A 14,476-nucleotide genomic window follows, 5' to 3' on the forward strand; every position below is an offset into this window, starting at 1 on the left:
GTCAAAGGTAAAAGGTAAAATCAAGTATTAACAAAAATTAACCTTTGCCTTTTTAAAGTTCTGCCTTCCGCTTTCTACCTTCTAACTTTTACCTTTGCTATATGGCTCGCGATTATTATGAAATTTTAGGTGTCTCTCGTGATGCCGACAAAGAAGAAATTAAAGGCGCATACCGCCGCCTAGCCCGGAAGTATCACCCAGACGTGAACAAAGAACCGGGAGCGGAGGATCGCTTTAAAGAAATTAACCGCGCTTATGAAGTGCTTTCTGAGCCGGAAATGCGAGAACGTTACAACCGTTTTGGTGAAGCTGGTGTGTCCGGTGCGGCTGCTGGCGCTGGAGGCTTCCAAGATATGAGCGATATGGGTGGATTTGCTGATATCTTTGAAAGTATTTTCAGTGGCTTCGCAGGGGGGATGGGTGGTCCTTCTACGCAAAGACGGCGCTCAGGTCCGGTGCGAGGTGATGACCTGCGGCTAGACTTGAAGTTAGATTTTCGAGAAGCAGTATTTGGCGGTGAAAAAGAAATTCGCATTTCTCATCTAGAAACTTGTGAGGTCTGTACCGGATCTGGTGCCAAACCAGGAACTCGTCCCCGGACTTGTTCGACTTGTAGCGGTTCGGGTCAAGTACGCCGCGTCACCAGAACGCCTTTTGGCAGCTTTACTCAAGTTTCGACTTGTCCCACCTGTAATGGTACGGGGATGGTAATTGAAGACAAGTGTGATGCTTGCGACGGCAAAGGCGCAAATCAAGTAACGAAGAAACTCAAAATTACTATTCCCGCTGGGGTAGATAATGGGACGCGCTTGCGAATTTCTAATGAAGGAGACGCAGGTCAGCGCAGTGGTCCTGCGGGAGATTTATATGTCTACTTGTTCGTCAATGAGGATGAGGAATTCCACCGGGATGGAATTAACATTCTCTCGGAAATCAAAATTAGCTACCTCCAGGCGATTTTAGGCTGTCGTTTAGAGGTAAATACGGTAGATGGTCCAGTGGAACTGATAATTCCGGCAGGAACTCAACCGAATACGGTGATGAAACTGGAAAATCGCGGTGTCCCACGGTTGGGAAATCCTGTAAGTCGAGGCGACCACATGCTGACGGTGTTAATTGATATTCCCACCAAGGTGATGCCAGATGAACGAGAATTATTAGAGAAGCTAGCTAAAATTAAGGGAGACCGCACTGGTAAAGGTGGTCTAGAAGGTTTTTTGGGAAATTTGTTTAAGTAATGAGCGTATCTTCCGTCTCAACTCCCGATGCTCAACTCGATTTGCGCGGCACTCCTTGCCCGATTAATTTTGTGCGGACGAAATTACGTTTAGAACAAATGCCACAGGGAGGTTTGCTAGAAGTCTGGTTAGACCCTGGAGAACCGATTGAGCAAGTTCCTGATAGTCTGACAATGGCAGGCTATCAAGTAGAACAAATTACAGATTGTACTGGCTATTTTTCTCTGTTAGTTCGCCGTCCGGTTACTGCCTGATGAAAGGGGAAACTTTTTCTACCACTGGGCAGTTGCTAGGTACTGTGCTAGCTGTGCAAGCGAATTTTTACCGAGTGCAGCTGGATTTAGGAGACAAGGAGACTTGGGGACAAGGAGACTTGGGGGACAAGGAGGACAAGGAGGACAAGGAGGACAAGGAGGAATTTCCTACCTTATCTCCCCCCTCTCCCCCCTCCTCCTTGTCTCCCCCCTCTCCCCATCCCCTCCTCCTCTGCACTCGGAGAACGCGGTTGAAGAAAATTGGGCAACAGGTGATGGTGGGCGATCGCGTTGTGGTTGAAGAACCAGATTGGGCTGGTGGACGAGGGGCGATCGCTTTTGTTTTACCCCGCGATAGTGAATTAGACCGTCCGGCGATCGCTAATGTTAACCAAATTCTCTTATTATTTGCTGTTGCCGATCCGCCTTTAGAACCTTATCAACTCAGTCGCTTTTTGGTAAAGGCGGAATCTACAGGTTTGGATGTGGTTTTATGCTTGAATAAAGGCGATTTAGTTTCAACTCAGGTGCAGTCGGAAATAAGCGATCGCCTGCTTGGTTGGGGCTATCAAACGCTATTTATCAGCGTCAATAATAATATAAATATCGACAAACTAAGTTGCCAGTTGCAAGACAAAATCACCGTCTTGGCAGGACCTTCAGGAGTTGGTAAATCCAGTTTGATTAATGCGTTGATTCCTAATGCTCAGTTGCGCGTGGGTGAGGTTTCTGGTAAACTATCTCGCGGGCGTCACACCACCCGTCACGTAGAATTATTTGAATTACCATTAGGTGGGTTGCTGGCTGATACTCCCGGCTTTAATCAGCCTGATATCGATTGTACGCCGGAAGAATTAATTTGTTATTTCCCAGAAGCTAGGCAGAAATTAGCAGTTGATAGCTGTCGGTTTAGTGATTGTTTGCACCGAGACGAGCCAGGTTGTCTAGTTCGGGGTGAATGGGAACGTTATGAGCATTATCTGGAATTTTTAGAGCAAGCGATCGCTCGTCAAACTCAGATTAACCAACAAGCCGATCCAGAATCCACCCAAAAGTTAAAAACGAAAGGCAAAGGGCAGACTCAGTACGAACCGAAGCTAGAAAGTAAAAAATATCGTCGTGTTTCCCGCAAGACTCAACAGCAAACATTGCAAAATTTGTATCAGGATGAAGAATGAAATCAAAGCAGATGTCAAGGCTGGTTAGAATAGCATAAAGACAAAAAAGTGCGTAGTTTACCGCCGCAGGCATCGCTATGTCTCAATTTGCCACTGCTTCTCAAATCGATGTCATTGATACTATAATTTTCCCACCAGGCGACATCTACAGTGACGAACCACCCTTGGAATCTGATTTACACCGCGAACAAATAGAATTACTCATCCGCCTTATCAAATGGTGGTGGCGCGATCGGGAAAATTTCTATGCTACAGGCAACTTAACTATTTACTTCAGTCCTAACCAGAAAAAGTCAGAATAATTTCGAGGATACGATTTTTTTGTAGTTTTAGATACAGAAAAAAAAGACCGTAAAAGCTGGGTTGTTTGGCAAGAAGATGGCAAATACCCCAACGTGATTATAGAGATGTTATCTGATTCCACTGCCTCAGTTGATAAAGGTGTGAAAAAGCAGATATATCAGAATACATTCCGCACACCAGATTATTTCTGGTTTGACCCGGTAAGCTTGGAATTGCGAGGATTTCATTTAGTTGATGGTCAGTATCAAGACCTTGCACCCACTCAGTCAGGTTGGTTGTGGAGTCAGCAGTTAGGGCTTTATTTAGCTGTATATTTGGGCAAATTATAAAGAAGGCAGGAGGCAGAGGGCAGGAGGCAGGAGGTCATATGTATGAATAAAAACTTACTTTGTGGGTATAAAGCCCAGTTTAAAAGAAACAATTGTATTGAGACGCACAAGCCAGAGATACAAAGCGAAGCCACTGCGGTGGACGGGTTCCACAGGCTACAGCAAGTGGCGCTCCACAGCCTAAGTCCCACCTTTTTAAGGGTGGGTTCCTCAAGCCGGACTGCCTCCTATCTCAAGCCGGACTGAAGCTTTTTTACACCAGATGGGCAGCTGATAATGTTGCCAGAAGACGAAGCCAACCAGCAGTTACAGCAAGTCAATCAACAGTTACAACAAGCTAATCAACAACTAGAACAAGAACGTCAACGCGCTGCAATATTGGTAGAACGCTTGCGAGCGGCAGGTATTGAAAAGTAAGATTTAATGCCTAAAAACTTTACTAAACTTATTCATAGTTAATTATTACAAAGAAGTTAGTAGAAGGTTTTGCATATCCTAAGTGATATATAATTATCTAGAGCTAGACTTTTAAGAGTAGAAAATGTACGCTATTAAACGAGAGCTAAAATTGAATAATAAAGAAGTTAGTCTCTTGCGCGGCATATCTGGTTTTAAACGTTTTGTCTATAATTACGGGCTATCTCTTCTCATATATTCTTGGGACTTTGAAAACGTCAAAGCGACTGATTCCAAACGGATAGATGCCATCAAAAAGGTTTTTACTCAGGTAACAATGCAGAAACCGGAAAATACATGGATGAAAAAATATCCATCAACGGTTTATCAATCTGCTTTTATCGATCTGAAATCAGCATTTTCCAGATGGCGTAGAAATGAAGCAGGCTTTCCGGTTAAGAAAAGAAAACGGAAAGGCGATTCCTTCACCGTTTATAAGACATCTGGGATCTATCCAGAAAAAGGTAATCCAGCGCTGCCTTTCACTAATAGAGTTGTTATAAATGAAAAAACGCGAATCACTTTACCAGGATTAAAAACCTTTAGATTAAAAGAACCTATCAACTACACATGTAGTTCTCAAACATTTACAGTGTCTCGAACTGCAAATAAATGGTTCGTATCTTTTGCTAATAACGCTGAGAAATTACCTCCACTAATCCATCCTGTTGAAAAAATTGGAGTTGACCTCGGTGTAAAATCCTTGGCGACTTGTTCTGACGGTTCTCAATATTCTATGCCTCTTACTACAAAACAAGCGAAAATCAAGCTAAGTAAGATTCAGTGGCACAATCGTTCCAAAGTATTGGGAAATAAAAAGCTGGGAGTTAAGGCTTCAAAAAATGCCCTTGACTTCTATAGCAAAGTCGCAACTCTTCATGCTCGAATTGCAAATATTCGGCAAGATACAACCCAAAAGATGACGACTGATTTAAGCCGAAAAGCTTATGTTATTCGGATTGAGGATTTGAACGTTCAGGGCATGATAGCTAACCAGAAGTTAGCTGCCGCTGGAAGTAACAACACACTTCAAGAAATTCGTCGTCAGTTAACTTATAAACAGGCGCACTATGGAACGAAAGTTGAGTTGGTTGATAGGTGGTATCCATCTTCTAAGATGTGTCAAGAGTGTCAACACATTCAACCTATGAAGCTATCAGAACGAGTGTTCAAATGTAGCAAGTGTGGGGTAAGTCAAGACCGCGATGCGAATGCTGCGATAAACCTTGAGCGTGCCCCTGACAGCAAAGTACGACTGGCTTAGTCGGAACTAAACGCCCGTGGACAAGAAGATGCCGACATCCTTGGTTGAAACGGGAAGATAACATCAAATTCAGCTTTAGCTAAGTTTGAGTAAGTTTATTAGAGCAGTGAGTAAATATTCACAAAAAGAGAATTTTATCTCTAACCAGGCATGGAAAAATATTGCTATGAACCAAATAATCTCTAATCAAGTCCGTTGGACAACCTCCGACTTAGAATTACTTACAACTGACGAATGGAAACGCTATGAAATTGTTGACGGAGAACTATTTGTGACTAGAGCGCCTCACTGGAAACATCAAGGAACAGCAGGTAACATCAACTTGGAGTTACAAATTTGGTCTCGTTCCAGTGGACTAGGAGAAACCCGTCAAACTCCTGGAATCATTTTTACAGAAGCTGATAATGTCATACCCGATGTAGTTTGGATCAGTCATGAGCGATTAGCAAAATTGCTAGATGACGAAGGACATTTGAGAGGAGCGCCAGAACTTGTTGTAGAAGTACTTTCTCCTGGAGCAACTAATGAACGTCGAGACCGAGAAGCTAAACTGAAGCTATACTCAGCAACAGGAGTCCAAGAATATTGGATTGCCAATTGGCAGTTACAGCAATTAGAAGTTTATCGCAGAGAAGCTGCTCAATTGAAATTAGTAGCAACCTTACTGGCTGATGACGAAATCACATCACCTGTTTTACCAGGTTTTAGCGTTCGAGTTGAGAGCTTTTTTGTGTAGTCTTAGCGATCGCTCCTCAAGCTCAGTTTCAACAACAATTAGACCTATCGCCACTCACCCTGTAAAGTGAAAGCAGACCAATAATAGGGATTTTTCAAAGTTGAATTTTCCCATAATTTCAGTTGTGCAGCACGCAAAGCAACTGTCGGCGATTTCCCCTGCTTCAACATTTGCGTGTAAAATTCTTGCATAAATTCTGCCGTCCCCTCATCATTAACTTTCCAAAGAGACACGGCAACACGTTCTGCCCCAGCATACATTAATCCTCTTGTCAAGCCTACTAATCCTTCACCATTGACATCTTTACCCAAACCAGTGTCACAAGCACTTAATACGATTGAATCGGCTGCAAAGTCAAGGTTGAAAATGTCACCTAATCGCAAATAGCCTCTATCCGCAGGTTTAGCTTGTTTGTCTAGAAACAGAGAAAGAACGATTCCTGAAAGTTCTGGGTTCTTGGGGTCAGCAAACCCGTGAGTAGCAAAATGTAAAAAGCGATATTGTGAAAGTTGCGGATTTGTTACCCAGTTGTAGTTAGCATTAAAGCCAAAAGCTTGGAGATTATTAGAAGATGGTATGATATTTAAAATTGCTTTTGCTTCAGTTTCTGTACCTTTAAGTCTTGGCAGACCACTACGATTCAGATTTCTTGTTGCTTGCTTGAGGGCTGATTGATTTAATTCATTCCCGCGAAAATCTGAGTTAGGAACGATACTTTCAGGTTTGCCAGTGATGCGTATATCATTTGCTTCAAAAACCGGATCGGCAAGGACTGCGAGTGTGAAGGGTGCGGTTTTGGGTCTTTTGAGTTCTTGTCTTTGGGTAGCGATCGCTGTAACCGAGGGCAAATTAACTATTTCATGATTGACTATCAAAGGTTGATAATTGACCTCTCCCCCAACCCCTCCCCTCGTAGGGGAGGGGAGCTTGTCTTGCTCCCCCTTCCCTTGCAGGGAAGGGGGTTGGGGGGTTAGGTCATTTAATGCCGCAAAGGGAATTGTTTGCAAAGCACCATCAGCCACAATCACCAACCGCTTTTTCTCCAACTTGTCAGCTACAGGTGCAAGAATAATTTTACTAAGTTTACTTGCAGATAAAGCCGTATTTTTCAAAGCTTGAACTTTTTGCTCTGGCAATAAATTCTGACAGCGAGAAAATGGTTCTTGACATTTAATTAAAAGTCCTTTAAATTCAGTTGCCGCTTCTTCTATTTCCTTGCGTCCGGGTAGTTCGTAGGAGTCGATGGAATTGGGAGTAACAGCCCAAAGATAACTGCGTTTCTCACCCAAGGAATATTGTAACAGCAGCGTGTCTTTATCCAATTGTTGCTGAATTTGCGGTAAAGTCAGGGGTTGGGGATACTTTAGGTTGGCATATTTCGGACTACTTTGGCGGATTTTCGTTTCCAGTTGCTTTTGTTGGCTGAGTAGTTCATCGATTTGTGTTTGCAATTTATTAGCGTTGGCTTTAGAAACGGGGTCTTTTTTATTACTATCAACTATCTCAATCCGCAGTTTTTGCTTAGTATTAATTAAGGCTTGTAAGCGACGTTCTTCTGCTAAAAGTTCCGGGTTTGCACCTTTGCGAATATTTGCGCGTGCTTCTGTTAACAGTTCTACAAGTCCTCTAGCGCGGGAACGTTCGCTGATGTGGAGCGCTACAGCTTTACATTTATCTTTTATTATGATGTCTTTGTTTGTATTTTGGTCTTTGGTTGTAAATTGACATATTTTTGATGGGTCTTTTTTGTGCAGTTCCATCAACAGGTCGATGTAGAATTTGTAGTAGCCTTGGACTGTGGCAAAGTAGGATGTACGTAAATCTTGGCTTTTAACGTTACCGCGTATATTTTCTACGATTTTAATTGCTTCTTCGATGTTAGGAAGTGCCGCTTCTAAGTTTCCTAGTTTGCGTTTATTGATGGCAATATCATAAAGTGCGTTTGCCTCAGCTTTACTATCTTTTAACTCTCGCCGTATTTTCAATTCTTCATTAAGAATATCTATTGCTTGTTTGTATTTTTTCTGTCGCTCATAAGTTATGCTCATGTCGCCTAACATTTGAGCTTCTCGAATACGTAATCCAGTTTTACGATAATGTGCTAAAACTTTAACTGAGATATCTAATGATTTTTCTAACTCACCTTTCGCACGATATACACTGGCTAGAACAGTGAGAGAATGGTCTTCTCCAAAAGAATTTTCCTGAGATAATTTTAATGCGCGATTACCAGATTCTAACGCCTTGGGATAATCATTCAAAAATCTGTATGTTTGCGCCATACCCTGAAGTATTTGAATTTCCGATTGATAATTATCTTTACTTGATAAAGATAGTGCTTGCTTATAAGATGCAAGTGCCTCATCGTACTTATCTTGAAACTGGTAAACGCTAGCTATAAATCCTAGAGTTTGGATTTCTTCAAGCTTACTGGGTGTGCGCTTAAATATTTCTAATGCTTTGTTGCAAATGTCAATACTTGATTGATAATCGCCTAAATGCCGATAGAGTCGTGCCATCTTAACAAGAGTACTAGCTTCCGATTTTGGATTTGGTATGGAGCGTTGAAGTTTTAGGGCTTTATTATATTCCTCTAGAGCCTGTTGATAATTACCTTGTGATATGTACACATCAGCTTTTAATCCCAGAGTAAATGCTTGATTCTCCTTATCATTAAGTTGAAGTTTTAATGCTTTATCTAAAAATTCTAGTGCTATTTGATAATCACCTGAAAAAGTTGTGTGAGCATTTGCAATCATCTGAAAACTCATAGATACCATTTGGGTGTCTCCCGCTTGCTGCCAGAGTTTTCCAGCTTGTTGATAGTAATCAATAGCTGTCCGGTAATCTGCTTGTTTGGCATAAATATGACCTATATGTGCAAGCGTGTTAGCTTTTTTTGATAAATCAGAACCTACCTGTTCCTGTAGTTTTAATACCTCTTTTAAAGATTCCACTGCTTTTGTTGTATTTCCCAATCTACCTTGAATAACACTAATATCTTTAAGAATTTCTATTTCTGCTGGAACGTCTTTTCTTTGACGCTGGATTTTCAAAGCTTGTTCATAATAATCAAGAGCTATTGTAGCTTCACCATAGGAGGAATAAGTTGCGGCAATTTCCTGAAGAGTACTCGCTTCTCCTGCTGAATCTTTGAGTGTGTCACGATAAATTTTTAGTGCTTCATTTTGATAATATAAAGCTTTTTTTGTATCACCTATCCTGTTGTGAATACCACCAATAGCCTTTAAGGTGGTAGCTAAACTACCATATTCTTTGTAAGCTAAAAACATGGATTTGGCTTTTTATAAATAGGTCAGTCCTTCTTTTGGATTGTTTGAGTTGATGTATTTATTCCCAATCAAACCAAATACAATTGCTTCAAGTAAAGGTTGTTTTAGTTGTTGTGAAATATCTAATGCTTTTTTTAGATGCTCGATTGCATTTTTGTTGTCAAACTTAGAGGAGTAGACACCAGCAATTTTTATTAATAAATTAAATTCTTCTTTGCGTAATCCCAATTCCTGAGCAATTTTCAACGCTTGTTGATATTTTTCAATTGCCTGTTGATACGCTTCCTTAGTTCCTTTTTTCTCTAACTTCTGCCCTTCTTGATATAACTTGACTCCCTCTTCATTGGGAATGTAAAATACTCTGTCACCTTTACTAACCTCGTATTCCCACACCCCTTTATACTTTTTACCTTTCAACGAGAAAACACGTCCTGGCTGTCTATTTGTCGGTGCTGTATGTAAATCGTGATAACAACGACTAGAATTTTCAGCATGTCGTTGCATTAATGCTTCCCAATCTCGATTTACCCAACGATTTTTTGCTACCACTAACCAATTTTTTTCTGTCTCAGTTGTCTCAGGTGTTTCAGATATCTCAGATGTTTTAGATAATTTAGGAGCCGTCAATATTACCTCTGGTGGCTCTATATTTTCTATAACTTATTCTGGGGTATTTTCTGACATATCAAACACTAAAACAAAGTTTTAACTTTGAGATTGAGACAATGGTATTTACCCATCTAAATTTTGATTAAAAGCCGCTTCAAGTTCCGGGTTAGATATTGCTAAAGCACTCTCATGCCATTCGTGAATAATTGCATCTAACTCATCCCAAGCTTTTTCATATAAATCAACTAAACGATATGCCCGCGTTACTTCATCAATAAATTCATTTAATTCCTCTGCATCAAATACACCCAACCAATTATAAGGATGCTCGATACCAATTTTTTGCTTTAACAATAAACGAAAAGCCGTACTTAAAAGCTCAACAATTTCTTTACTACGTTGAGCAGCTTTTACAAATAAAGCTACATTTTCGCGCCGCAGCAAAGCAAAAGACTGGTCATTGCGAGTGATTGTAACTGGATGTTCTAACGCTTTATCCAAAATACGTCCGGGTTGACGATTTAACTCAGTCGCTGTAATTAATTCATCTGAGTAAATACTGTCCATAGCTTTTGCTGCGATAATTTGAGCCGCATTCTTATCTATACGTATTATTGTACGTACTGTTTTTGGAGAGTCAATAGGACGACAGCCACTTTGGATCGAAAGCTTCTAAATTTGTTGTCTGGGTTTATATAGTGTTATGCCGTAGGACGCACCATCCGGTGATTTTCGGTGCGTTAGGACGGTTCGTCCATAACGCACCCTACCAAATTCTGAATTGCAGTATGAATTTACGTGTAGAGACTTCGTATTTCGCATCTCTACAAGGGTTTTAGTATCTAACAAAATCATTTGATTAGTTCTTCGTAGTTATCGTGCGAACCAATCCAAATCTAGTAATAATCCTCTCCTCTACTAAGTGCTAACGCACGATAACCACGACTAACTCTAACTGACCATAAATTATCGCCTACCTTTTTAAAATGCAAAGACGGATGAAATTGATTTTCACGTCCTAGTCTATAAGCTTTTTTGGCTTGTTCTCTAGCTTCGGGTGGAAGCGCAGCGTATAAATCCCAAAACTCAGGAGTTGTGAATGATTTCATCTAAGGATTTGACACGATTAGCATCAATGTCTTGATTGGCTTGCTGAATTAATTTATCCAACCGACCAGATTTAGCATCTGCTTCAATTTGCTTATCCCAAGCTTCTTCTAAATACTCCTGTAACCAATTTGACAGTTGGCGCACTTCAATTTCAGACAAGTGTCTGATGGCAGTTTGAATTTCTGGAAGTGAATTCATTGAGTAATTTTTGGATAAACCTAGAATATCTTGCTTTCAGGAGGAGTGGTTATGAAATTAATTAGTGCGATCGCTCCTGATTATGCTATTGAGATGCACTTGGCTCTTTAATGGCTGGTGAAGCTTGCAAGACGCGTCCATCTAACTTGGTGGCTACATCCTTCACAGATACAGAAGGTTTATTTCCAGTCAAATATATAACCGCTGTCATTGCACCGACGCTGCTGCGGCGAAAGCTGACGACATCAAAATTTACAGGCATTTCTTGAACAGTTGCATCTAAGGAAAAACCCGAAGATGACTGTGCCAAATTATTCAATTCCGGAAGCGACTTGTACTTTAACACTTTCACTTCTTGACTTGATGGTAGTTTCTGCGCCAGTTTTTTTATCTGTTGCTCAAACTCTGGTTGCCGCGCTTTTTGGAGGGCAGCATCGAATTGACCTTGTTGAGCTTGATTTGATAGCATACCCGTAAAGCCGATGACAACTTCCATCTTTTGCGGTTCTACAAAGGCAAAGAAGTTATTGAGCGGAAAATTATCTTTGATCAGTAACTGCTTGAAAGGTTCTATTTTAGAAGCAATTTCCGCCTTTATACTCGGTGGAAGTTCTTGAAACCCTGATGGCAAGTCTTCTAACGTTAGTGCTGTCGCTTTTACTGCGGGTTGTTCTAAGGTGGGTTGCTTAATTTCGGTGGGCAAAGGAGCCGCTTGCGACACAGAGCCTGCCAAAATAGTACTGGTCAAAATAGATAACACAAAAGCGAGTTGCTGTTTCACTCTTGAAAAATTCCTTTTTTGTGAGGGAGTGCCTTTAATTAAGATAGACGAACATTTTCGCGTCTGAAGCCGCATTGATGAAAAAGAAATACCAAACACTGCTACGCTCCTGATAAAGTCTTAAAATATTGTTAAATTCTGCCTAACCCTCCACCTTCAACTTACACGTACCACATCGGAATTACTATGGCTATCGGCTACGTTGCGCTTGTACTTCATGCACACCTGCCCTTCGTTCGTCACCCTGAAAGTGACTATGTGCTGGAGGAAGAATGGCTTTATGAAGCCATTACGGAAACATACATCCCTTTACTGAAAGTATTTGAAGGATTAAAGCGAGACGGCATCGACTTCAAAATTACTATGAGCATGACACCGCCTTTGGTGTCAATGCTGCGCGATCCGCTGCTGCAAGAACGCTATGACGCACATTTAACTCAACTAGAAGAACTCATAGAACTCGAAGCAGAGCATAATGCCAACAACGGGCATATGCGCTATTTAGCCGAGCATTACGCTACCGAATTCAACGAAGCGCGTCAGATATGGGAACGCTACAATGGCGACTTGGTAACAGCTTTTAAGCAGTTCCAAGACTCTAACAACCTGGAAATTATAACATGCGGCGCGACTCACGGCTATTTGCCGCTGATGAAAATGTATCCGGAGGCTGTGTGGGCGCAAATTCAGGTAGCTTGCGAACACTACGAGCAAACCTTTGGACGCCGACCCAGAGGCATTTGGTTGCCGGAATGCGCTTATTATGAAGGTTTGGAGCGGATGCTGGCTGATGCGGGTTTGCGCTACTTCCTCACCGATGGACATGGCATTCTTTACGCTCGTCCGCGTCCCCGCTTTGGTAGCTATGCGCCAATTTTTACCGAAACTGGTGTAGCTGTCTTTGGACGCGATCATGAATCTTCGCAGCAGGTATGGTCATCTGAGGTCGGCTATCCTGGTGCGGCTGAATACCGCGAATTTTACAAAGATTTGGGCTGGGAAGCTGAATATGACTATATTAAGCCTTACATCATGCCCAACGGTCAGCGTAAAAACACGGGCATTAAGTATCATAAAATTACCGGACGCGGGTTAGGATTGTCAGATAAAGCGCTTTACGATCCATACTGGGCGCGGGAAAAGGCAGCAGAACACGCTGCAAACTTTATGTATAATCGCGAACGGCAAGCTGAACATCTTCATGGTATAATGCAGCGTCCGCCGATTATCGTTTCGCCCTACGATGCTGAGTTATTTGGTCATTGGTGGTATGAAGGACCTTGGTTTATTGATTATCTGTTCCGCAAGTCATGGTATGACCAAAAAACCTATCAGATGACGCATTTGGCAGATTATTTAAAGGCAGAACCGAATCAACAAGTTTGTCGTCCTTCGCAGTCGAGTTGGGGTTACAAAGGATTTCACGAGTATTGGTTGAACGAAACGAATGCGTGGATTTACCCACATTTGCACAAAGCAACTGAGCGGATGATTGAGTTAGGACGATTGGAACCGGCTGATGAGTTGCAGTGGAAAGCACTCAACCAAGCAGCACGGGAATTGTTGTTAGCGCAATCTTCCGACTGGGCATTTATTATGCGGACGGGAACGATGGTACCTTATGCAGTGAGAAGGACGCGATCGCACTTGATGCGCTTTAATAAGCTGTACGAAGAAATCAAAATCGGCAAAGTTGACAGCGGTTGGTTAGAAAAAGTCGAGATGATGGACAACATCTTCCCAGAAATTAACTATCGCGTCTATCGCCCGTTATAGTAGTCTGACACACTCTTCGGGTGGGCAATGCCCACCTGAAAGTGAAAAGAACGCGATCGCGTAGCGTGTCACTTTTATCGATGTGCTCGTAACCAGCGCAGCAAATCATCAATTTCTGTAAAATCTAATAAAGCTTCGCCGAGTGATTCTAACTGCTCCCGTGAAAGAGCCTGTACTTCCTTTGTAACCTCTTCGGGTAACTCTCCTACTCGTCTTTGTAGTAACCGGAGAACGAGTTCTTGCTGTCCACGTTTGTAGCCAATGCGCTCGCCTGTAGTAATATAGCTCATAGTACGCTCCTGCTCAAACTCCTGAAAATCTTGCCAAAACTCCGCTTCTAATGCTTCTGGTAAAATCATAACCCAATCTATGAAGCGGTAAAGGTTACGAATATCTTTTTCTTGCAAACCTAGTTCATACAATCGGCGAATTAAGCTAAACTTCCAGGTTTTACGTTCTTCATTTTTTTGAGTCGTTTGTTGTGTCTTCAAATGTACCATTACCACTGTTGCAAATGGATTGTCGCTAGCTTCTAGTTCCGTCCATCGATTTTGATAATCCAACAGCTTGACGGTTCCAAATTTAAAATTCAAACTCGTATCTGGATAATTAAAACTGTATTGATTTGGTCGCCATTTCGGGCTTGTATCGCATAAAATTGCTAAACTAATGGCAGGTTTGGCGAAACGGTCAAAAATTCTCAGGTTGTAGGAAAACATCCTTTCTGCAAAGGTATCTTCTGATTTTGCTTGAATTTCTACGTGTATTAACAGCCAAATCTCTTGTCCTTGAAGAAGCCAAACTTTGACTAATTTATCTGCATATCTTCTTCCAAGTTCTGCATTGCGGACTATTTGATTAAAGTCAACGACTCCCTCACGAGAGCCGTTGCTCTCCAAAACCGTGCTTAACAGTTTCCCGTTACACGGCTCCTCAGTGAAGAGGTGCTTA

The 14,476-nt window shown here is 41.7% G+C and carries 14 protein-coding genes and 1 pseudogene; 8 read left to right on the forward strand and 7 right to left on the reverse strand.

Annotated elements, in window-relative coordinates:
- The first annotated feature begins 101 nt into the window (after positions 1 to 101).
- The 7 genes and pseudogenes from dnaJ to PI95_RS22750 all read left to right on the forward strand — a co-directional run bounded on the left by dnaJ (position 102) and on the right by PI95_RS22750 (position 5,758).
- Positions 102 to 1,238 carry a molecular chaperone DnaJ gene (dnaJ, locus tag PI95_RS22720; RefSeq protein WP_039743182.1) on the forward strand — a complete coding sequence of 379 codons (1,137 nt, stop codon included), beginning with the start codon at positions 102 to 104 and terminating at the stop codon, positions 1,236 to 1,238.
- A complete protein-coding gene (locus PI95_RS22725; protein WP_039743180.1) occupies positions 1,238 to 1,492 on the forward strand; it encodes a sulfurtransferase TusA family protein in 255 nt (84 codons plus the stop codon). Before dnaJ ends, PI95_RS22725 begins: the two co-directional genes overlap by 1 nt.
- A complete protein-coding gene (gene rsgA / locus PI95_RS22730) occupies positions 1,492 to 2,670 on the forward strand; it encodes a small ribosomal subunit biogenesis GTPase RsgA (protein ID WP_039743178.1) in 1,179 nt (392 codons plus the stop codon). Before PI95_RS22725 ends, rsgA begins: the two co-directional genes overlap by 1 nt.
- 77 nt (positions 2,671 to 2,747) lie before the next feature.
- A pseudogene (locus PI95_RS22735) lies at positions 2,748 to 3,299 on the forward strand (Uma2 family endonuclease); the annotation flags it as partial.
- Between the two features lie 279 nt (positions 3,300 to 3,578).
- The gene (locus PI95_RS22740) at positions 3,579 to 3,719 is read left to right on the forward strand and encodes a hypothetical protein (RefSeq protein ID WP_236117157.1); all 141 of its coding nucleotides are present in this window, start codon (positions 3,579 to 3,581) and stop codon (positions 3,717 to 3,719) included.
- A 151-nt stretch (positions 3,720 to 3,870) separates the two neighbouring features.
- Entirely contained in the window at positions 3,871 to 5,022 is a 1,152-nt protein-coding gene (locus tag PI95_RS22745; RefSeq protein WP_201280568.1) for an RNA-guided endonuclease InsQ/TnpB family protein, read from the forward strand.
- 166 nt (positions 5,023 to 5,188) lie between these two features.
- Positions 5,189 to 5,758 (forward strand): Uma2 family endonuclease, encoded by a 570-nt coding sequence (locus PI95_RS22750; protein ID WP_039743175.1) that lies wholly within the window; start codon positions 5,189 to 5,191, stop codon positions 5,756 to 5,758.
- A gap of 44 nt (positions 5,759 to 5,802) precedes the next feature.
- Here PI95_RS22750 and PI95_RS22755 read toward each other — a convergent pair whose 3' ends face one another.
- The 6 genes from PI95_RS22755 to PI95_RS22775 form a co-directional block, all read right to left on the reverse strand.
- The gene (locus PI95_RS22755) at positions 5,803 to 9,051 is read right to left on the reverse strand and encodes a CHAT domain-containing protein (RefSeq protein ID WP_052324879.1); all 3,249 of its coding nucleotides are present in this window, start codon (positions 9,049 to 9,051) and stop codon (positions 5,803 to 5,805) included.
- 12 nt (positions 9,052 to 9,063) lie between these two features.
- The gene (locus tag PI95_RS36155) at positions 9,064 to 9,678 is read right to left on the reverse strand and encodes a tetratricopeptide repeat protein (protein WP_063842325.1); all 615 of its coding nucleotides are present in this window, start codon (positions 9,676 to 9,678) and stop codon (positions 9,064 to 9,066) included.
- Between the two features lie 105 nt (positions 9,679 to 9,783).
- Positions 9,784 to 10,227 carry a hypothetical protein gene (locus PI95_RS22760; RefSeq protein WP_039743173.1) on the reverse strand — a complete coding sequence of 148 codons (444 nt, stop codon included), beginning with the start codon at positions 10,225 to 10,227 and terminating at the stop codon, positions 9,784 to 9,786.
- Positions 10,228 to 10,556: 329 nt separating this feature from the next.
- Entirely contained in the window at positions 10,557 to 10,769 is a 213-nt protein-coding gene (locus PI95_RS22765; RefSeq protein WP_163519109.1) for a hypothetical protein, read from the reverse strand.
- Positions 10,747 to 10,968 carry a hypothetical protein gene (locus PI95_RS22770; RefSeq protein ID WP_039743171.1) on the reverse strand — a complete coding sequence of 74 codons (222 nt, stop codon included), beginning with the start codon at positions 10,966 to 10,968 and terminating at the stop codon, positions 10,747 to 10,749. Before PI95_RS22770 ends, PI95_RS22765 begins: the two co-directional genes overlap by 23 nt.
- An 85-nt stretch (positions 10,969 to 11,053) precedes the next feature.
- Positions 11,054 to 11,749 (reverse strand): hypothetical protein, encoded by a 696-nt coding sequence (locus PI95_RS22775; protein WP_039743169.1) that lies wholly within the window; start codon positions 11,747 to 11,749, stop codon positions 11,054 to 11,056.
- A gap of 186 nt (positions 11,750 to 11,935) precedes the next feature.
- On the opposite strand from PI95_RS22775, the gene PI95_RS22780 reads away from it, so the two are divergent.
- Positions 11,936 to 13,525: a glycoside hydrolase family 57 protein gene (locus PI95_RS22780; RefSeq protein ID WP_039743168.1), complete on the forward strand. Its 1,590-nt coding sequence runs from the start codon at positions 11,936 to 11,938 to the stop codon at positions 13,523 to 13,525.
- A 74-nt stretch (positions 13,526 to 13,599) separates the two neighbouring features.
- Here PI95_RS22780 and PI95_RS22785 read toward each other — a convergent pair whose 3' ends face one another.
- Positions 13,600 to 14,439 carry a DUF4351 domain-containing protein gene (locus PI95_RS22785; protein ID WP_163519110.1) on the reverse strand — a complete coding sequence of 280 codons (840 nt, stop codon included), beginning with the start codon at positions 14,437 to 14,439 and terminating at the stop codon, positions 13,600 to 13,602.
- Between the last annotated feature and the right edge of the window lie 37 nt (positions 14,440 to 14,476).

This window comes from Hassallia byssoidea VB512170 (genome assembly GCF_000817785.2).
In the GTDB taxonomy this organism is placed as follows: Bacteria; Cyanobacteriota; Cyanobacteriia; order Cyanobacteriales; family Nostocaceae; genus Hassallia; species Hassallia carrinoi.